The sequence below is a fragment of the Ruegeria lacuscaerulensis genome (assembly GCF_013034685.1).
In the GTDB taxonomy this organism is placed as follows: domain Bacteria; phylum Pseudomonadota; class Alphaproteobacteria; order Rhodobacterales; family Rhodobacteraceae; genus Ruegeria; species Ruegeria lacuscaerulensis_B.
Genome location: NZ_WQGO01000006.1, coordinates 148,579 through 167,565, shown reverse-complemented (window position 1 = coordinate 167,565; position 18,987 = coordinate 148,579). Strand labels below are relative to the sequence as shown.

Here is an 18,987-nt window from a genome sequence, read left to right as displayed (position 1 = left end):
TTCGGAGGGGGCTGGCCCCCTCCGTTCGGTCGGATCGGCCAAGCCGATCCGAACCCATTCACCCATGCATTCCCAACCCATTGGCGATCTTCCAGATGCGCCAGTGGTCATGCGGCATATGGCTCTGCACCAACCCAAAGGGCCGGAACGCATCATGCACCGCGTTCGAGAAACAGGGCACACCACCCACATTAGGGCTTTCCCCAACACCTTTCGCACCAATCGGATGATGCGGGGACGGCGTCACCGTATAGTCGGTGATATAGTTCGGCGTCTCCCACGCGGTCGGCAGGAAGAAGTCCATCAGCGTGCCGGTCTTCACATTGCCCATCTCGTCGTAGGCAATCTCCTGCCCCATCGCGATGGCCAACGCCTCGGTCACGCCGCCATGAACCTGCCCGTCGATGATCATCGGGTTGATCCGCGTGCCGCAATCGTCCAGCGCATAGAACTTCCGAACGTCCCACTCGCCGGTGTCGACGTCGATCTCCATGACGCAGATATAGGCCCCGAACGGGTAGGTCATATTCGGCGGGTCATAGTAGCTCACAGCCTCAAGACCTGGCTCCAAGCCAGGGATCGCCTGATTATAGGCAGCAAAGGCGATTTCCTTCATGGTCTTGAACCGCTCGGGCGCACCTTTGACCGCAAACCGGTCCACATCCCATTCAACATCGTCGTCGTGGACCTCCAGCAGATAGGCCGCAATCATCTGCGCCTTGGCACGGATTTTGCGCGCGGCCATTGCCGTTGCCGCACCTGCAACAGGCGTCGACCGAGACCCGTAAGTTCCCAGACCATACGGAGCGGTGTCGGTATCGCCTTCCTCCAGCGTGATGTCATCGGCAGGCAACCCGATCTCACTGGCAATGATCTGCGCAAAGGTCGTCGCGTGACCCTGACCCTGAGAGATTGTCCCCAGCCGAGCAATAGCGGACCCGGTCGGGTGGATGCGGATTTCGCAACTGTCGAACATTCCCAGCCCGAGGATATCGCAGTTCTTAACCGGTCCCGCGCCCACGATTTCCGTGAAATGCGTCAGACCAATGCCCAGCAGTTTGCGAGTCTTACCAGCCTTGAATTCTTCGACCCGCTGCGCCTGTTCAGCGCGCAAACCTTCGTAGTCAACAGCCTTGAGCGCCTTGTCCCAAGCGGTATGATAGTCGCCCGAGTCATATTCCCAGCCCAGCGCGGACTGATAGGGGAACTGATCGGCCTTGATGAAGTTGATCCGGCGCAGCTCGGCCGCGTCCATGTTCAGCTTGATGGCCAGAACCTCGATCATCCGTTCGATGAAATAGGCGGCCTCGGTCACGCGGAAGGAACAGCGATAGGCTACCCCGCCCGGAGCCTTGTTGGTATAAACCCCATCCACGGCCAGATAAGCGGTCGGGATGTCATAGGACCCGGTACAGATGTTCATGAACCCCGCCGGGAACTTGGTTGGGTCGGCACAGGCGTCAAACCCACCGTGATCTGCCGTGGTGTGGCACCACAGACCGGTGATCTTACCGTCCTTCGTTGCCGCAATCTTGCCCTGCATCCAGTAGTCGCGGGCAAAGGCGGTGGACATCAGATTCTCCATCCGGTCCTCGACCCACTTCACTGGCTTGCCGGTGACAATCGAGGCCACGACCGAGCAGACATAGCCCGCATAGGCCCCAACCTTGTTACCAAAGCCACCGCCAATATCTGGGCTGATGACGCGGATATTATGCTCGGCAATGCCCGAGATCAGCGACACAACCGTCCGGATCGCGTGCGGGGCCTGAAACGTACCGTAGAGCGTCAGCTTGCCGGTTACCTTGTCCATGCTCGCGACCGACCCGCAGGTCTCCAGCGGGCAGGGATGGGTGCGGTGGTAATAGACCATCTCTTCAGCGACTACGTCGGCCTCGGCCAGAATGGCCTCGGTCGCGTCTTTGTCGCCCTGCTCCCAGGTGAAGATATGATTGTGGTGCTTGCGCGGCCCGTGCGCACCTTCGGTCTGACCCTCAAGGTCTTCGCGCAGGACCACATCGGACTTCAGCGCCTCGAATGGGTCGGTCAGAACGGGCAGTTCTTCGTATTCGACCTCAACCAGTTCCGCAGCATCCGCCGCGATATAGCGATCCTCGGCCACAACGAAAGCGACCTCCTGACCTTGGAACAGCACTTTGCCATCGGCCAGCACCATCTGCTTGTCACCCGCCAGTGTCGGCATCCAATGTAGGCCCAGCGGCGACAAGTCTTCAGCAGTCAGAACAGCGATCACGCCGGGCAGCGCCAGCGCGGCCTCTTTGTTCACGCTGACAACGCGGGCATGTGCGTAGGGGGAGCGCACAAAGTCGCCGAACAGCATGCCGTCCAGCTTGATGTCGTCGACATAATTGCCCTTGCCTTGGGTAAAGCGCACATCCTCGACGCGTTTGCGCGAGCTACCCATCCCTTTGAGGTTGGCGGCGCGTTCTTCGGGGGTCAGTGTCTGGTCGTTCATTCCGCGGCCTCCTTCTGAGCGTTCAGCATGTCAGCCGAGGCCGAGATCGCCTTGACGATGTTCTGGTATCCGGTGCAGCGGCACAGGTTCCCGGCCATGCCAAAGCGGATTTCTTCCTCGGTCGGGTTCGGGTTTTCCTGCAGCAGGCGATGCGCGCGAGTGATCATGCCCGGCGTGCAGAAACCGCATTGCAGCCCGTGATGTTCGCGGAACATCTCCTGCAACACACCAAGGCTACCATCATCGTTGGTAAGCCCTTCAACCGTGGTGATATCGGCGCCGTTCACCTGCGCCACGAAGGTGGTGCAGGACTTGACAGACTTGCCATCGATATCAACGGTGCAAGCGCCGCAGTGGCTGGTTTCGCACCCGATATGGGGGCCTGTGATTTTCAGATCTTCCCGCAGGAAGTGGATCAACAGCGTGCGTGGCTCGGCCAGACCTTCGACCTCTTTGCCGTTCACGGTGAGTTTGACGTGCATTTTTGACATGGGTTCTCCTCCCCTCAACCCGCGCGGTTTTGGGCGCGGTCGATGGCGCGGCGCAGCATGACGCCTGCCACATGTTTCTTGAATTCGACGGGGCCGCGATTGTCGGCCACGGGCTCGATCGCATCTAGCATCGCGGCAACGCAGCCATTCACATCGCCATCGGCCAGTGCAGCACTTGCGCTTTCGGACCACACAGGCGTGTCAGCCAGATTGGTCATCGCGACCGAGGCCGTTCCATTGCCCACCATCACAGCAGCAGCAGCCGTGGCATAGTCGCCAATCTTGCGCTTTTGCTTTTCATACGCCTGACCGACTCCCGCGCCCGGAACCGGGATCGAGATCCGGGTCAGGATTTCCTCATCCTCGCGGGCGGTGAAATACGCGGCCTCGTAAAACTCACGCGCGGCGACGCTGCGATTGCCATCGGGACCGGACAGATCAAACGTGGCATTCAGACATTGCATCAACCCCGGCATGTCATTGCCCGGATCACCATTGGCCACATTTCCACCCACAGTGCCCACATAGCGCACCTGCGGATCAGCGATCTGCAATGCGGCCTCGCGGATCAGCGGAATGGCAGCGGCCAGGCCGTCATGAGTGATCAACTCGTGCTGCGTGACCATCGCACCCAAGGTGACGGTATCGGACCCGACCTCAATGCCCTTGAGTTCTTCAATGGCCTGAAGATCGACCAGATGGCCCATCTCGGCCATGCGCAGCTTCATCATCGGGATCAGGCTGTGCCCGCCCGCGATCACGCGCGCCTCGTCTCCGTGTTCTTCTAGAATGCCGATGGCCGAGGCGATGTCGCCTGGCCGGTGATACTCAAAACCGGCTGGTATCATAATTTTCCTCCCTGGGTCCGAAGCAATATGCCTTGGGGTACCTGCACTCAGAAAAGAACGGTCACATCAGGGCTTCCAGCCAAGGGGAACGGGGCGCGCAGCTTGTTTCACGAAACGCGAATAGGCTGCACGAGTTGCGATCAGAGACCCAGCGCGTCGCGAATGTCGGACAGGCGCGACCGGCTGACCGGCACCTTGGTCAACGCATCCACACCGTCGAAATAACACGTGCCATTGTCCTTGTGACGTTCGAACCCCGAGACATGTTTGGGGTTCACCAGATAGCTGCGATGGGCACGCAAAAAGCCATCGGGGGTCAGGCGGGTTTCGGCCTCGGTTATGGACCAGGGGCAAAACAATTTCTCGGCCCCGATATAAAGAACGGTATAATGCCCCTCGGCCCGGATTGCGGCGATCTCGGTCGGGGCGGCGAAAAAGGTCTGGCCCTCGCGCTCAAACGGGATGCCCGCCCGCAAAGTCGCGGGTTCGGGGCTGAGTGGAGCAGGCGCCGCAACTGCGGCAGGTTCAAGAAAGCTAACGCCGGTCAACAGGAATGCACCGCAGATCAAGAACACGGCCACCGTCACACCCATCGCCAGCACCTGATTGTTAAGCGCCGGACCGGCCCCCCCCGCGCTGTCGCTGGCCGTGAAATCCGTCAGGCCGGTGGCCACAAAATGCATGGTAAATACGGCCAAACCGAAACAGGCCGTTCCCAGCAAGATGTTACGCTGCGTGCGGTTGTCATAGGCCACCCAGATCGCCACGACCGACAGCACGACCGAGGCCAGCGTCGACAACAGCACGTCCCACGCGTTGTAGACCGGGCGACACAGTTCCATCCCAGCCATTCCGATATAGTGCATCACTACGATGCCCAGCCCGACGATCACGCCTGCGCCAATGATCGTCTGCACCGAACGTGGCCGGAAATGCAACAACAGCAGCGCCAGCCCGACCATCAGGATCGCCACAAGGGCCGAGATCAGCGTGATCAGCGCGTCATAGTAGAACAGGATTGGCAGTTGCAGGCCCAGCATGGCCACGAAATGCATCGACCAGATGCCGCCGCCCAGAACCACCGCTGCCAGCGCCACTATGATCTTGCGCTTCTGGTCGTCCAGCTTGGACGCGCCATGGGTCAGGTAAAGGCCGGTAAAGCCTGCCATCAGCGCCACGGCCAGTGAGGCCGCCACAAGCCAGGCGTTATGCGAATAGTCCAGCATCTTGGTCTGCACGCCCTCCCCGACGCGAGGGCGACGTTAGCAAACGGATTTGATTGGGACAATTGGCTGTAGACGGCGAATATCAGTTTACTGGTCCACTATTGTGGCCATCTCTGTATAGGTTGGGTTTCGCTGACCGCCCCGACACTGAACCAATCGCTACCGACGTAAAGCTAGTGGTCCTTTTGCTATTGAATGACCGCGTTTTCCCACGCTGACAGGAACTTTTTTCGCTTTAGGTCATCCAAAAATGTCAGCAGTGACGGATTTAATCCTATTGTTTCTCGGTCTGTTGCGCCGTTCTGCAACACCAGTGGAGGAAGCGAAGACGGGCTGTCCTGTGCTACTGGCTTTTCAGTAATCAAGTAGTTGATAAACGCTTCGGCTGCGTCCGGCTCCTGCGTTTCTTCAGACACTAACGCTGTCCGCATCATCGTTGTTTGAAAATCTGTCGGAAAAATCACTTCAAGCGCATCCTTGCGCTCGGCGCGGACAGCTGCGTAACTTCCAAGGACATTATAGGCTACCAGAATTTTTCCATCTGCCAGATCGTTTATCATTTCTCCCGAACAGCAATACAGTCGCACATCAAGACCACCCATGACCTCCATTAGCCGCCAATAGGTTTCCGAGGCGCGCGCATCTTGCGTAGCGAAAAGATAACCCAACCCGGATTCACGTACATCGTATGTGCCAACCTTGCCGCGAAATTCCTCCGGTCGCTCGCGCAGCGCCTCGATCAAACTCTGCCGGGTGTGCGGAATGTCCTGACCTTCAAACGCTTCGCGATTGATGACGATAGCAGCAGGTTCGGTCGTGAATGCAAACAAGCTGTGGTGCCACTGCGTCCAGTGCGGAGCCTCGATATCCTTAAGCGCCAGCGCAAAGCCATCATTCGCCAACTTCAGTTGCAGATCCATTGCGCTGGATACCACAATGTCGAAAGCGTCCGGCGACGCGCGAACGCGTCGGTCGATATCCGCCGTGCCCGAAACGAAGTATTCGACACTTATTGAGGGATTGCGCGCAACAAAGCCTTCTATCAATGGCGCGAAGAGAACTGTGTCCGTGCTCGAGATGATACGTAGGTGCGCGCCTTCTGCGCCATCATTGAAAACCAACTGGTCTTCCCAATCCTGCGCCCAAAGAAAACAGGGGAACGCAAGAAAAACTAAAGTGACAAGACTACGCATGCTCCCCCCGTAGGCTTATTATTCAAAACCAAGGTTCCGCCATGGGCCGTCGCCACATCCTGGGCGATGGTCAAACCCAAACCTGATCCAATCGTCCCAGCTGCATTCTTGCCGCGTTCGAACCTGCGCGTCAGCTGTTCAATCTCTTCTGCTGGAAAGCCCGGGCCCGAGTCGCTCACTTTGACTGCAACTTCAGGTGTGGCGGTAACTTCGATCTCGACCACGCTGTCAGCAGGCGCGTATTTTAGTGCATTGTCGATCATGTTGCGGACTGCATTCTGAATCAGAATGGGGTCGCCGGAATAGAGAACCTTAGTATCGCCTCTCAGAGAAAGCGAAAGTTCCTTCATTTCCGCAATCGGCGTCAAACGCTGTACAAGTTCCCGGATCAGTTCAACTAAATCGACATCTTCCCTCTCAAGATGATCGGCGCGGAAGGTGATCATGGCATGATCCAATAACTGTCCCGCAGCGCGCGAACTTTCATCTATCGCCCGAACCATCGCACGGAGCGCCTCTCGGTTTTCTTTCTTTTCAACTCTATGCAGAGTTGCCTCGGCATAGGACCGTACAGTCGCCAACGGCGTGCGGACACGGTGGGCCGCTTCGGCAATAAAATCCTCTGACTGGCTGAGCGATTGATCCAAGCGCCCCATCAGTGAGTTCAGGGACAAGACCAGCGGCGCCATTTCCCGGGGCACCGGCTTCTTGAAGGGACTCAAATCCTGCGGCCCCCGTCTTGTGACCGAGGTTGTCAGTCGGTTTAGTTGGCCGATAGTGGTCGATGTGATCCAGAAAGAAAGCGCGGCAGTCAAAAGAAAGAAGCCAAGACCCAGAAATGCGGCATTGCGCGAAATCTGGTCCAAAGTCTGCGAAAGCGCATCCTGCGTCTGACCCAGCACGATTGCAATTTCCGTCTGCCTCCCTAACCCGACAAGCGTTCGACTTGCGCTGACCTGGCGAATGCGTTCCCCACGCAGTTCGCCCGACGTGAATAACCAATCACTTTGTCCGGACGCCCCTGCCAAAAGAAGATCTTCGTATCCCGATAAAAACGCACCGTCCTGATAAATGGCATAAAACACCCGGTCATCTGACGGGGTGGTCAACATCGAAAAGGCCGCGTAGGGAATATCCACTTCAAGCACCCCGTCCCTCAGCGCGGCGGCATCAAGAATTGATGTAACGGATGCTTCGAGGATGTTGTCCTGTCCCTGCTGCGCTACCTGAGCCGCATAGTTCCTGACTGCAAGGAACAACAAGACTGCCAGAACCGCCGCGCCACCAATCAAGGCCAGCACTAGCCTGTTGCGCAGTGACCCGGAAACGGTTGGATTAGCGGTCATGATCCAGCCTGTATCCCAGACCGCGCAAGGTCGTTATCTTTAAGTCCGACTTTTCAAGATGTTTGCGGAGCCGCCCCACATAGACCTCGATCGCGTTGTCCGAAACGCTGTCGTCGTAAGAGAACAACCGGTCGGCCAGCTTCTGTTTCGAGAATACATGACCAGGCGCGCTGATGAATAACTCCATCATGCGCAGTTCCCGATTTCGCAGCGAAAGGGTTTCACCGGCCACGGTCAAATGTCCGGCCACCGGATCAAACACGACACCGCCGATCTCGATCGTGGACTTCGCGCTGCCGGATTTACGCCGCAGAACCGCGCGACAACGGGCCTCAAGCTCGGCATGATCAAACGGTTTGGTCACGTAGTCATCCGCCCCCAGATCAAGTGAACCGATTCGATCAGAAACCTGACTGCGCGCGGTCAATACAATCACGGGAGTGTCCAGTCGACTTGCCCGATGCCGTTTCAGAAAGTCTCGGCCATCCCCATCTGGGAGCATGATATCCAACAGAATCAGGTCGTATTCTTCGGTTTCGACAAAGGCGGTTGCATCCTCCAAATTCGCTGCGTGATCAATGACATGACCGTCCAGACGCATGCGCGAACTGACCGCGTTCGCGAGGTCCAGGTTGTCTTCGACAAGTAGAAATTTCATCAGGCTTTTTCAGTATTTTGCCGCGTGACAGGTTGATGTCAGGTTGGTGTGTTTTTGTACCATCCAATCTGAGCCGCCATGCGGCCGGTTGTCAAACGGGAGGAAATCATGACAACGATTAAACTGGGCCGTCGCGCCCTAATCGCAGCTGTGGCCGCAATCGGCCTGACCGGCCCGACGTTGGCCGAAGATCAAGTTGTGGACAGCATCCACTTTCTGATCCCCGGTGGTGCCGGTGGCGGTTGGGACGGAACTGCCCGCGGCACGGGTGAAGCCCTTACGAATGCGGGTCTTGTTGGCACTGCATCCTATGAGAACATGTCAGGTGGCGGCGGCGGTAAGGCCATCGGCTTTCTGATTGAAAACGCTGACAGCAATCACGGCACATTGATGGTGAACTCAACTCCCATCGTTATCCGTTCGCTGACTGGTGTTTTCCCGCATAACTTCCGCGACCTGACCCTGGTTTCAGGCACTATCGGTGACTATGCGGCGATCGTCGTAGGCAAAGACAGCCCGATCAACTCGATGGACGATCTGTTGGCAGCTTTTGACGCTGATCCTTCGGCCACAGCAATTGGTGGTGGCTCGGTACCGGGCGGCATGGATCACTTGGTTGCAGCCATGGTCATGGAAGCAGCTGGCAAAGACGCTCTGGGCGTAAAGTACATTCCGTATGACGCAGGCGGCAAGGCCATGGCGGCGCTTCTGTCCGGCGAAATCGCGGCTCTGTCGACCGGTTTCTCGGAGGCTGTTGACCTGTCGAACGCGGGCGAAGTCAAAATCATCGGTGTCACATCGGAAGAACGCGTTGACGCCGCTCCTGATGCGATGACCATGAAGGAACAGGGTATTGATACCACTTTCGTCAACTGGCGCGGTTTCTTCGCAGCACCCGGCCTGCCGGAAGACAAGCTGGCGGCATATCAAGACGCGATCGCCAAGATGTACGACACTCCTGAATGGGAAGAGGTTCGGGCACGCAACGGTTGGGTCAACATCCACAACTCGGGCGCTGACTTCCAGACGTTCCTTGAGCAGCAGGAACAGCAGATCGGTGATCTGATGAAGAAGCTGGGCTTCCTCTAACCAAAAATCGGCAGAGCGGACCGCCGCTCTGCCTTCCCCAAAGACAACAAAAAAGGAGGGGGTATCATGGCGTTGGATCGCTGGATCGCGCTCGTTCTGCTGGGTGTTTGTTTAACATATGGCTACGCCGCCTGGTTCACGATGGACGGTAGCCTCCCCCCCTTCATGCAAAGAAATCCCATCTGGCCAAGCACCTTCCCCAAAGTGCTGTCCATTCTGGGTATCATCACGACGACAATTATCCTGCTGGGCTTTGAAAAGTCCGAGATCAAGGAAGCCGACATCGATTATCGCCGGCTGGGTGACTACCATCTGGATCAGGCGCTGATGCTGCTGGCTTTGATGGTCATTTATGCCCTTTGCCTGCGACCCGTGGGCTTTCTGATTTCGACGTCGGCATTCCTGATACTTGGCTCTTTCATTCTGGGTGAGCGCAAGTGGCATATCATGCTGCCTGTTGCATTCATCGCAACGGGGGCCGTCTGGTATCTGGTTCAGGAAGTTCTTGGCATTTACATGCGCCCGCTGCCGGGCATTTTCGGAGGCTGACATGCTTGAAGGACTTCTGATCGGCCTGCAAACGGCATTCTCAATCCAAAACCTACTGATGGTCATCGCTGGGTGTCTGATCGGCACATTCATCGGGATGTTGCCCGGTCTTGGACCAATGTCGATCATCGCCATCATGATCCCGGTTGCAATCTCGATGGGCGACCCATCCGCCGCACTGATCCTTTTGGCTGGGGTGTATTACGGAGCGATCTTTGGAGGATCGACATCCTCGATTCTGCTGAATGCACCCGGAGTCGCGGGTACGGTAGCTTCAAGTTTCGATGGCTATCCGATGGCACGACAAGGCAAAGCAGGCAAGGCGCTGACAATCGCTGCGATCGCCAGTTTTGCCGGCGGCACGCTGGGTGCCGTCCTGCTTATGGTGTTTGCACCGGCTTTGTCTTCTGTTGCGCTGCTGTTCCACTCGGCCGAGTATTTCGCCCTTATGGTCGTTGGTCTTTCAGCCATCGCTGCCTTCGCCGGAAGCGGTCAAGTCGCCAAGGCTGTCATCATGACGGTACTGGGGCTGATCATGGCTACCGTTGGTGAGGGCGCGTTGTTCAACCTGCCTCGGTTCACCATGGGAATCATGGACCTGCAATCGGGCTTCGGCTTCATCACACTGGCCATGGCCATGTTTGCCTTGCCCGAAGCGCTGTTTCTGGTCCTGAAGCCAAAAGATCTGAAAGGTGATGATGGCGAGATCAAGGACCTGCGCATCACCAAGGAAGAAGCCAAGGCAATTGCACCAGTTGTGGGACGGCAATCCGTACAAGGTTTCTTCATCGGCGTTCTTCCTGGCGCCGGTGCGACGATCGCCAGTTTCCTCGGCTACGCCGTTGAACGCAACATCGCTCCGAAAGAGGAACAAGAAGAATTTGGCAAAGGCTCGATCAAGGGTCTGGCAGCCCCGGAAACAGCTAACAACGCGGCCTGCACCGGATCATTCGTTCCACTGCTGACTTTGGGCATTCCAGGTTCCGGCACCACGGCGATCCTGCTGGGCGCGCTAATCGCTCTGAACGTGACACCCGGTCCGCGTCTAATGCTGGATGAGCCTCAGATCTTCTGGGCTGTGATCATGTCCATGTTTATCGGAAACCTTGTTCTGTTGATCCTGAACCTGCCGCTGATCCCCTACATCGCAAAGGTACTATCCGTTCCGCGCAACTACCTGATACCGTTCATTCTGTTCTTTACGTTGATGGGCGCTTACATCGGACAGAACAATGCAACGGAGCTGTTGATCCTTGTTGGGTTCGGCGTCTGTGCCACGGCTTTGAAATTTGCCGATTATCCGCTGGCCCCGCTTCTGATCGGGTTCATCCTTGGCGGAATGATGGAAGACAACTTTGCAAGGTCCATGCAGCTCTATGACGGGATCGGGTTTATCTGGGAACGCCCCATGACGCTGGGCCTGCTGGTTATCGCCGCGCTGTTGGTGTTGCTGCCCAGCTATCGCGCGCGTCGCGCACGGGCACGGGCTGCCGGTATCGCCGATGGCGACTGAGCCTCTGGCAGGAATACGGGTTCTTGACCTGACGAACGTTCTAGCGGGCCCGTATTGTTGCTATCAGCTTGCCCTGATGGGGGCCGAGGTGATCAAGGTCGAACGGCCTGAGGGCGGCGACCTTGCTCGGGTGTTGGGCGCAGACCCAGACCGCAACAAAGCCGGGATGGGCATCAGTTTTCTCGCCCAGAACGCGGATAAGAAATCCGTCACGCTGGATATGAAGCCCGCAAAGGGCAAAGACTTGCTGAAGAAGCTGGTTCAAACCGCCGACGTGCTGGTCGAAAATTTCCGGCCCGGTGTAATGGACCGGCTTGGCCTTGGCTATGACGTTCTGCGCGCTGAAAATGCCAGCCTGATCTATTGTGCAATCAGCGGTTTTGGGCAGGACGGTCCTCGCAAAAAAGACCCGGCCTACGACCAAATCGTTCAGGGTATCAGCGGTGTCATGTCGATCACCGGAGCAGCCGATACAGCGCCCTATCGCGTCGGCTACCCGCTGGCCGATACCGTCGGGGGGCTAACGGCCGCTTTTGCGATCAGTGCGGCCCTGAACGCCAGACCACGCGGCACGTTTCTGGATATCGCAATGTCCGAGGCGGTGATCTCCACCATGGGCTGGGTGGTGTCGAACTACCTGATCGGGGATGTCACACCGGCAGCGCATGGCAACGAAAACACCACATCCGCCCCGTCAGGAACCTTTGCCACTGCGGACAACCCGATCAATATCGCGGCCAATCGTGACGAACAATGGCAGGCGCTTGCTCGACACCTTGGACGGGAAGATTTGCTGGGTAACCCTGACTATGCCTCGCGTGAAGATCGCAAGAGGAACCGCCATACCCTGAGGGACGATCTTGAAGCCACGCTGCGCACCCGACCCTCCCGGGTATGGGTTCGCGAGTTGAACGCGATTGGCGTTCCGACCGGGCAGGTGATGACCGTGCCCGAAGCGCTGGCCGACGAACAGCTTACAGGCCGCGGATTGATTGGATCTTTGCCGTCCCACAGCGAGGAGCTGAAACTGACCGGCAGCCCTGTTGTGATGGATGGTCAACGCAGAATGCCCCGGACCGCCCCGCCGGACTTGGGGGCAGATAATGCTGTGATCTGGTCTGAGCTTGGTCTGAGCCACGATGAAATAAATGCGTTGACGAAGGAGGGGATCATATGAGCGATGTCGCTGACTGGTGGTCAACATCCATCATCGACATGGAACCCGGACGAATAGACCTGCGGGGCACACCTATTCAGGACCTTATCGGCAACCTTGGTTTCGCGGAAATGATCTGGTTCATGGTGCGCGGAGACAGGCCATCCGCCGCACAGTTGAAATTGTTCGAGGCCGCCTTGGTTGCTGCCGTGGATCACGGGCCACAAGCCCCTTCGATCGCTACGGCACGCATGGCAGTGACGTGCGGACTGCCTCTCAACAATGCCATAGCAAGCGCGGTGAACATGCTGGGCGACATCCACGGCGGTGCTGGCGAGCAAGCGGTGACCCTGTATCAGTTCGTCAACGCTCACCCATCCGCCGTTGGCCCGGCGCTGGATGACTGGATTGCGGCGCAAGGGAAAATTCTGCCCGGGTTCGGCCACCGCTTTCACAGCCCAACGGATCCACGCGCACCGCGTTTAATGAGCCTAGTGGATGAAGCGATTGAGGCAGGTGCCTGTGACGGGCGCTTCAAATCTGTCGCGATCGACATCGAAGGCGAATTGGCGCAGCGCAAAGGCAAACCCGTTCCGATGAATATCGACGGAGCCACAGCGGTGATCTATGCCGAGCTTGGTTTTGACGCGCCATTGGCGCGTGGCCTGTTTTGCCTGTCCCGGTCTGTCGGCATTCTTGCGCATGCGTGGGAACAAGCTCAGCAAGGTGGCCGAAACAAAGGACCTACCCCGCCAAAGTATCGCTGGACGTATTTGCCCAGCGACACGTAAGTGGCATCAAAGTTCTAAAATGTCCGTTGAACCGAGTCCTCAGACCTTCTCTTCGATCGCAGGCTCGACATCGGGGCGCACGGGTTCGGCCTCCATTTCGATCACGTCTGGCGCAACCTCTTCTTCGGGCTTTTCAACCTCCGGCTCGACCTTGTCTTCAAGCGCGCCAACGATCAGGGGCAGCATGTGAACACCGGTCGCCGAGGCGATCTCGGGCGTTTGCGGGGTTTGCCAGCTTAGCGTGTCAAAGCTGTGGCAGTTCTGGCAGACCGGAGCCCATTCGGGCTGGATATCATGGCAGTTGTCGCAGACCCATTGCGGCCCGCGCGGCGCGTTCAGCGCCTTGGCCAGCCATCCCTGCACCACCGCGTCCGAGGCGCCCTCGCCCCGTTCAATCGCCGCCATCAGCGTATAGGCACGGGCATCGGCTTGTTTTTCGACCACATCGCCCAGCGCACGGCGAGCTTCGGGGAAATCCTCGGCCACGATATTCAACTCGGCCAGGATCAGGCGCGTTTCAGGGTTTTCCGGGTGGATACGGGTCAGGGCGGCGAACCGCTTGATCCGCGCATCCGGCGTTTCATCCGGCGCGATTTCCGCAAAGGCATGGGCCAGATCGGGATGCGGCTGCACCTCCCACGCTTTTTTCAGGATCTTGGTCGCGGCGCGCGGCTTACCCTTTTCGATATAGGCCCGCGCGGCCATCGCAGCGGCAGGAACCAGATCAGGCGACAAGCGGTTGGCCTCGATCGCGTGTTCTTGCTGTTCGACCGTGGCACCTTCTTCCAGAATGCCCTTGGCTTCGGACAGAGCCAGCACTGCATCACGGCGTTTGAACACGTCGCGCGGCAGATGACCAGCCTTGAGCTTGGCCGTTAGAGTCGAACGCGCGCCTGCCCAATCCTGCGACTTGGTTTGCAGCCCCAACAGGATGTCTTGTGTTTCGGCGTGGCGCGGTTTGATTGCCAGCGCCTTTTCGGCCAGCTTCCGGGCGGTATCGTCATCACCCTCGGCCAGTTTCTGCTTCAAGATACCACGCACGCCCACAAACCGGGTGGCGTTGTTCGTCACCAGTTTCTTATAGGTATCCGAGGCTTTCTTGGTGTCACCATTCATCTCGGCCGCCTGTGCCACCAGCAGATTGGTTAGTTCAGGCTTGTTCAGCAGTTTTTCGGCCTTGGCGGCTTTGGACATGGCAATCCGCCCCTCGCCCGAGGCCAGCGCCATCAGCCCATCGGCCAAAGCCTGATAGCCACGCTGCTCGCGGCTGCGGTCGAAATAACGCGACAGGGCCGTTTCATCGCCGTTGAGGAATTTCAGCGTGGCGACCAGCAGAGTCAGCAATTTCAAGAACAGCCAGATCACGATAACCAACACACCCAACGCGATGACCGAATTCAACGCATCGAGGGTGAATTCCCAGCGATCTGTTTTAACCGTCAGACCTCCACCGGTCTCCATCAAGAATATAGCACCCATGGCCAACAGGCCGACAATGGCAACAAAAACAAGGATTTTTAACAGCGACCACAGCATGGCAGGTCCTTCAGTTCGAGTTCGCGCCAGAGGAAAGCGCATCTGCGGCATCCACGGCAGATATCCGTGCCTGCGCCGCCTGTTCCCATTCGGCCAACGCGGAACGGGCCGCATCAGGCAGGGATTGAATTTCGCTCAACGCCCCTGCGACGTCACCATCTGACAGCGCCGCCTGCGCGCGCGACAGGATCGCATCGGGATCGTCACCATCCTGCGGCGTCAGCGACCGCGCTCCAGTCTGACGTTGGAGGAAAGCGACAATCCCCGTGCCCTTATCCGCGTCACGCGCATCAGCCAAAGCAGCGCGCGCCGCAGGTGCAAAGGTTTCATTCAGGGTTGCTACTGACGCCACGCCTTTATCTGCCGATGCCGCCAGAGCATCGGGAATATCAACCCCTCCGGCCGACAGTTCAGACAACAAATCGTCATAGGGTTGGCCCGCATTCAAATGACCGTGCAGTTTTGACAAGATCGCAGCATTGGCCGCTGCCAGTGCCTCCGCCGAGGCTTTCACCTCAAGCGCCTGCGCGTCCGAGACCATCTTTTCAACCTCAGCCCGTTGCGCAGCCAGCGAGTCTTGCAGCTTTTTCAACTCGGCCTCAAATGCTGCCGTAGCCTCGGGCGTAGCGCCTTGGGTCAGGGCCCCGCTTTCCAAATCAGTTAGCCGTTTGGTCAACGGGTCGATCTGCCCGGCCAGGCCATCAAGGCTGGATTTCACCCCATCCAGATCCGCCGTGATCGGCGCAATCTGCCCAGTCAACGCGTCGATCTTTGCCGATACATCCGGCGCATCTGCCAGAGATTTGGTCAAAGCCTCGATCTGGTTGGCCTGATCAGCCAGCTTGGCCTCAAGCGCGGCTATAGCATCGGTGTCACCGCTACCGAACATACCCGCGCTTCCCGCCGCAAAACCAATCGCTGCGGCGACGGCCCCACCGATCACAGCGGGCATAAAGCCGCTCTGTTTTTCCGCCTTACGATCAGCCATCTTTTCCTTGAAGCGTTCAAGGTTGGCTTCGGCTTCGGCTTCGGCTTCGGCTTCGGCTTCGGCTTCGGCTTCGGCTTCGGCTTCGGAAGGGGCCTCGTCTAGCGCTGCGACCTCGTCAACCGATGCTTCGTCAGATACGGAAACAGCATCGACCGCCTCCTCGACCTTGGGGTCATCCACCGGTTTTTGATCGGACTTCTTCTTACCAGCCACCGCAATATTCCCCTTATCGAATCCGAAATGCTTGGAACAACAGACCCAGTTAAGTTAGTCGGTGGCCACGTCGCCCTCAACCCGCAACGCATGTTTCACAAGTTTTTTAACGGCCTTACGCATTTTCTTTGGTGTCGGCTCTTTCGCGACCTTCAACCGCGCATAGGGCAAAGAATAAAGGGGTTCGGCGGTGGCCTGGCTGATAGCAGCCACCCAAAGCGGGGCGGAACCACGCCAGATGTCGGCAAAATGTCGCGCCGTTCTGGGCGAAAATATCGGGGCCAAAACAGCGGATTTGCCGTTTGCTGCGGCAGTCGCCTCCGGTGTCAGCGGTAACAGGTTTTGCTGGTAAACGGGCTGTTCGCGCACGGTCAGGCCGGATTCGGTCAGCCGCTCGGCAATATTGCCCCGGCTGTGCTCGCCGCGCAGGTGCAGTAGCGGACTGAGCGGGCGGGTTTGCAAAAGGGCTGCGATTAACTCCTCGGCGGTCTGGCCCATCAATTGCGCGTCCCATCCGACGCCCTTGGCCGTCCCGGTTGTCGCCGGTCCGACGCAAAAAGCCGGCAGCGACCGATCAACCCCCATTGAGGCCGCCGCGTTCACCGCATTGGCCGAGGTAAAGATCAGACCCTGCACGCCGCGCATATCCGTGCTCACCGGCAGGGGTTTGATTTCCAGAATCGGGGAATAGATGACCTGCACCCGAGACCTGACGCGGGTCGGAAGCTGCGCGACGAACCTTTCAGAGGCCGCGCGCGGGCGGGTCATCAACAAATACAACGTTCGGCGCCTTGGGCCTTGGGATTGTTTGCATCCGCGCAGGGTGATACCCCGCTTGGCAACCAAGGTGTAACGGATCAGGCCAATGGTGCAAACACTTACTGTCCTCGGGTTGGAAAGCAGCTGTGACGACACAGCCGCCGCCGTTGTGCGCCATGGCGAAAACGGGGCCGAGGTTTTGTCGTCTGTCGTGCATGGCCAAACCGAGCTGCACAGCGCCTTTGGCGGCGTCGTGCCCGAGATTGCCGCCCGTGCCCATGCCGAGAAGCTGGATACCTGCGTCGTGCAGGCACTGGCGGATGCCGGACTGGGCCTGTCCGACATGGATGCCGTCGCAGTCACCGCTGGGCCGGGCCTGATCGGAGGCGTCATGTCCGGCGTCATGTGCGCAAAGGGGATCAGTGCGGCAACCGGGTTGCCTTTGATCGGGGTGAACCATCTGGCAGGCCACGCGCTGACGCCGCGCCTGACTGACGGGATCGGGTTTCCTTACCTAATGCTGCTGGTTTCGGGCGGGCATTGCCAATACCTGATCGCCCACGGGCCGGACCGCTTCACCCGTTTGGGCGGCACGATCGACGACGCGCCGGGCGAGGCGTTCGACAAAACCGCCCGCCTGTTGGGCCTGCCGCAACCGGGTGGTCCTGCGGTCGAGACCGAGGCCTGCGCAGGTGATCCCAAACGGTTCCGCTTTCCGCGGCCTTTGCTGGACCGGCCCGGATGTGATCTGTCCTTTTCAGGCCTGAAGACTGCCCTGATGCGAATGCGCGATCAGGTCGTGGCCGAGAAAGGCGGGCTGACCCGTCAGGACCGCGCCGACCTTTGCGCCGGATTTCAGCAAGCCATCGTGGATACACTGGCCGAGAAAACCCGCCGCGCGATGGATCTGTATTTGGACGAAAACCCCGCGGAGCCGGTGATTGCCGTGGCCGGAGGCGTCGCAGCAAATTCAGCCATTCGCTCCGCGTTAGAGGCTGTTTGTGTTGAGAAAGGCACGCGTTTCACGGCACCGCCACTAGCCCTGTGCACCGACAACGCCGCCATGATCGCCTATGCCGGGATCGAGCGGTTTCGCACCGGCGCGCGCGACGGGTTGGACCTGACCGCGCGACCCCGCTGGCCCCTGGACCAGACCAGCCCCGCCATGCTGGGCAGCGGCAAGAAAGGGGCCAAGGCATGAGCGTGTCCGTTCTGGGTTCGGGCGCGTTTGGCACAGCGCTGGCGATCTCATTGGCGGGGAACGGACCGGTGACGCTGTGGGCGCGGGACGCAAAACAAGCGCGGGAGATGCAAAGCACGCGTGAAAATGTGGCACGGTTGCCGCGTGTGGCGCTGCCAGTTGCGATCACTGTGACCTCTGACATCACGCAGGCTGCGGAAAGCCAGACATTGCTGGTCTCGGTTCCGATGCAGAAACTGCGCGGCGCGTTAGAGGATCACGCCGAGGTTCTGACCGGGAAAACGCTGGTGGCTTGCTGCAAGGGGATTGAACTGTCCACAGGGCTGGGTCCGATCTCGGTCATCCGCCAGACCATTCCCGACGCGCGCCCTGCCCTGCTGACCGGCCCGAGCTTTGCCGATGATATCGCACGCGGATTGCCCACCGCGCTGACGCTGGCCTGCGCTGAGGATGCGCATGAGCTACAGCATGACCTGACCACGGCGAACCTGCGCCTGTACCGCACCACAGATCTGATCGGGGCGGAACTGGGCGGCGCGTTGAAAAACGTCATGGCCATCGCTTGCGGAGCAGCGATCGGAGCCGGTTTGGGCGACAGCGCCCGCGCTGCGCTGATGACGCGGGGATTTGCTGAAATGCAGCGTTTTGCCCTGATGCGTGGCGCGCGGTCCGAGACCTTGATGGGCCTGTCTGGACTGGGCGATCTGGTATTGACCTGCTCATCTGAACTGTCCAGAAATTACCGATTTGGCCTTTGTTTAAGTCGAAAACAGCCATTTGACAGTACCACCACGGTCGAAGGTGTCGCCACCGCCCGCGCGATGTCGGATATCGCGAAAGCCGAAGGTCTGGACATGCCCATCAGCGCCACGGTGGCGGATCTTAGCCAGGGCACCTACAGTGTCATGCAAGCCATCGAAACCCTGCTCAACAGACCCCTGAAGGAGGAATAAT

The 18,987-nt window shown here is 58.7% G+C and carries 17 protein-coding genes; 7 read left to right on the top strand and 10 right to left on the bottom strand.

All coding sequences use genetic code 11. The features are described 5' to 3' along the window. Window positions 1–58: 58 nt before the first annotated feature. The 7 genes from GOV80_RS16065 to GOV80_RS16035 form a co-directional block, all read right to left on the bottom strand. Window positions 59–2,476, bottom strand: coding sequence for an aerobic carbon-monoxide dehydrogenase large subunit (locus GOV80_RS16065; RefSeq protein ID WP_170786254.1), 2,418 nt, complete (start codon window positions 2,474–2,476; stop codon window positions 59–61). Beyond that, window positions 2,473–2,967, bottom strand: coding sequence for a (2Fe-2S)-binding protein (locus tag GOV80_RS16060; RefSeq protein WP_170355562.1), 495 nt, complete (start codon window positions 2,965–2,967; stop codon window positions 2,473–2,475). The genes GOV80_RS16065 and GOV80_RS16060 overlap by 4 nt, the downstream gene beginning before the upstream one ends. A 14-nt stretch (window positions 2,968–2,981) precedes the next feature. Then, window positions 2,982–3,815, bottom strand: coding sequence for an FAD binding domain-containing protein (locus GOV80_RS16055; protein WP_170786252.1), 834 nt, complete (start codon window positions 3,813–3,815; stop codon window positions 2,982–2,984). Between the two features lie 140 nt (window positions 3,816–3,955). Next, the gene (locus GOV80_RS16050) at window positions 3,956–5,041 is read right to left on the bottom strand and encodes an MHYT domain-containing protein (RefSeq protein WP_170786549.1); all 1,086 of its coding nucleotides are present in this window, start codon (window positions 5,039–5,041) and stop codon (window positions 3,956–3,958) included. Window positions 5,042–5,229: 188 nt separating this feature from the next. After that, entirely contained in the window at window positions 5,230–6,234 is a 1,005-nt protein-coding gene (locus GOV80_RS16045) for an ABC transporter substrate-binding protein (RefSeq protein WP_170786250.1), read from the bottom strand. Continuing rightward, window positions 6,213–7,580, bottom strand: coding sequence for a sensor histidine kinase (locus tag GOV80_RS16040; RefSeq protein WP_170786248.1), 1,368 nt, complete (start codon window positions 7,578–7,580; stop codon window positions 6,213–6,215). Before GOV80_RS16040 ends, GOV80_RS16045 begins: the two co-directional genes overlap by 22 nt. Next, window positions 7,570–8,238 (bottom strand): response regulator transcription factor, encoded by a 669-nt coding sequence (locus GOV80_RS16035; protein ID WP_170771245.1) that lies wholly within the window; start codon window positions 8,236–8,238, stop codon window positions 7,570–7,572. The genes GOV80_RS16040 and GOV80_RS16035 overlap by 11 nt, the downstream gene beginning before the upstream one ends. 108 nt (window positions 8,239–8,346) lie before the next feature. Between GOV80_RS16035 and GOV80_RS16030 the strand changes: the two genes are divergently transcribed. The 5 genes from GOV80_RS16030 (at window position 8,347) to GOV80_RS16010 (ending at window position 13,336) form a co-directional block, all read left to right on the top strand. Next, window positions 8,347–9,327, top strand: a complete 981-nt coding sequence (locus tag GOV80_RS16030; RefSeq protein WP_170355568.1) for a Bug family tripartite tricarboxylate transporter substrate binding protein — start codon at window positions 8,347–8,349, stop codon at window positions 9,325–9,327. 66 nt (window positions 9,328–9,393) lie between these two features. Then, window positions 9,394–9,876 carry a tripartite tricarboxylate transporter TctB family protein gene (locus GOV80_RS16025; protein WP_170771248.1) on the top strand — a complete coding sequence of 161 codons (483 nt, stop codon included), beginning with the start codon at window positions 9,394–9,396 and terminating at the stop codon, window positions 9,874–9,876. Between the two features lies 1 nt (window position 9,877). Next, the gene (locus GOV80_RS16020; protein WP_170355570.1) at window positions 9,878–11,389 is read left to right on the top strand and encodes a tripartite tricarboxylate transporter permease; all 1,512 of its coding nucleotides are present in this window, start codon (window positions 9,878–9,880) and stop codon (window positions 11,387–11,389) included. Further along, window positions 11,379–12,566 carry a CaiB/BaiF CoA transferase family protein gene (locus GOV80_RS16015; RefSeq protein ID WP_170786246.1) on the top strand — a complete coding sequence of 396 codons (1,188 nt, stop codon included), beginning with the start codon at window positions 11,379–11,381 and terminating at the stop codon, window positions 12,564–12,566. The genes GOV80_RS16020 and GOV80_RS16015 overlap by 11 nt, the downstream gene beginning before the upstream one ends. Beyond that, window positions 12,563–13,336 carry a citryl-CoA lyase gene (locus GOV80_RS16010; RefSeq protein ID WP_170786244.1) on the top strand — a complete coding sequence of 258 codons (774 nt, stop codon included), beginning with the start codon at window positions 12,563–12,565 and terminating at the stop codon, window positions 13,334–13,336. The genes GOV80_RS16015 and GOV80_RS16010 overlap by 4 nt, the downstream gene beginning before the upstream one ends. Window positions 13,337–13,375: 39 nt before the next feature. Here the strand turns inward: GOV80_RS16010 and GOV80_RS16005 are convergent, their stop codons facing one another. Genes GOV80_RS16005 through GOV80_RS15995 form a run of 3 tightly spaced genes read right to left on the bottom strand, consistent with a single transcriptional unit; the run spans window position 13,376 to window position 16,853 of the window. Further along, window positions 13,376–14,872 (bottom strand): heme biosynthesis protein HemY, encoded by a 1,497-nt coding sequence (locus GOV80_RS16005; protein ID WP_170786242.1) that lies wholly within the window; start codon window positions 14,870–14,872, stop codon window positions 13,376–13,378. A 10-nt stretch (window positions 14,873–14,882) separates the two neighbouring features. Next, window positions 14,883–16,073, bottom strand: a complete 1,191-nt coding sequence (locus GOV80_RS16000) for a COG4223 family protein (RefSeq protein WP_170786240.1) — start codon at window positions 16,071–16,073, stop codon at window positions 14,883–14,885. A 54-nt stretch (window positions 16,074–16,127) separates the two neighbouring features. After that, window positions 16,128–16,853: a uroporphyrinogen-III synthase gene (locus tag GOV80_RS15995; protein ID WP_237215880.1), complete on the bottom strand. Its 726-nt coding sequence runs from the start codon at window positions 16,851–16,853 to the stop codon at window positions 16,128–16,130. An 85-nt stretch (window positions 16,854–16,938) separates the two neighbouring features. On the opposite strand from GOV80_RS15995, the gene tsaD reads away from it, so the two are divergent. Continuing rightward, window positions 16,939–18,033 carry a tRNA (adenosine(37)-N6)-threonylcarbamoyltransferase complex transferase subunit TsaD gene (gene tsaD, locus GOV80_RS15990; RefSeq protein ID WP_170786237.1) on the top strand — a complete coding sequence of 365 codons (1,095 nt, stop codon included), beginning with the start codon at window positions 16,939–16,941 and terminating at the stop codon, window positions 18,031–18,033. Beyond that, window positions 18,030–18,986: an NAD(P)H-dependent glycerol-3-phosphate dehydrogenase gene (locus GOV80_RS15985; protein ID WP_170786235.1), complete on the top strand. Its 957-nt coding sequence runs from the start codon at window positions 18,030–18,032 to the stop codon at window positions 18,984–18,986. The genes tsaD and GOV80_RS15985 overlap by 4 nt, the downstream gene beginning before the upstream one ends. Window position 18,987: the final 1 nt, after the last annotated feature.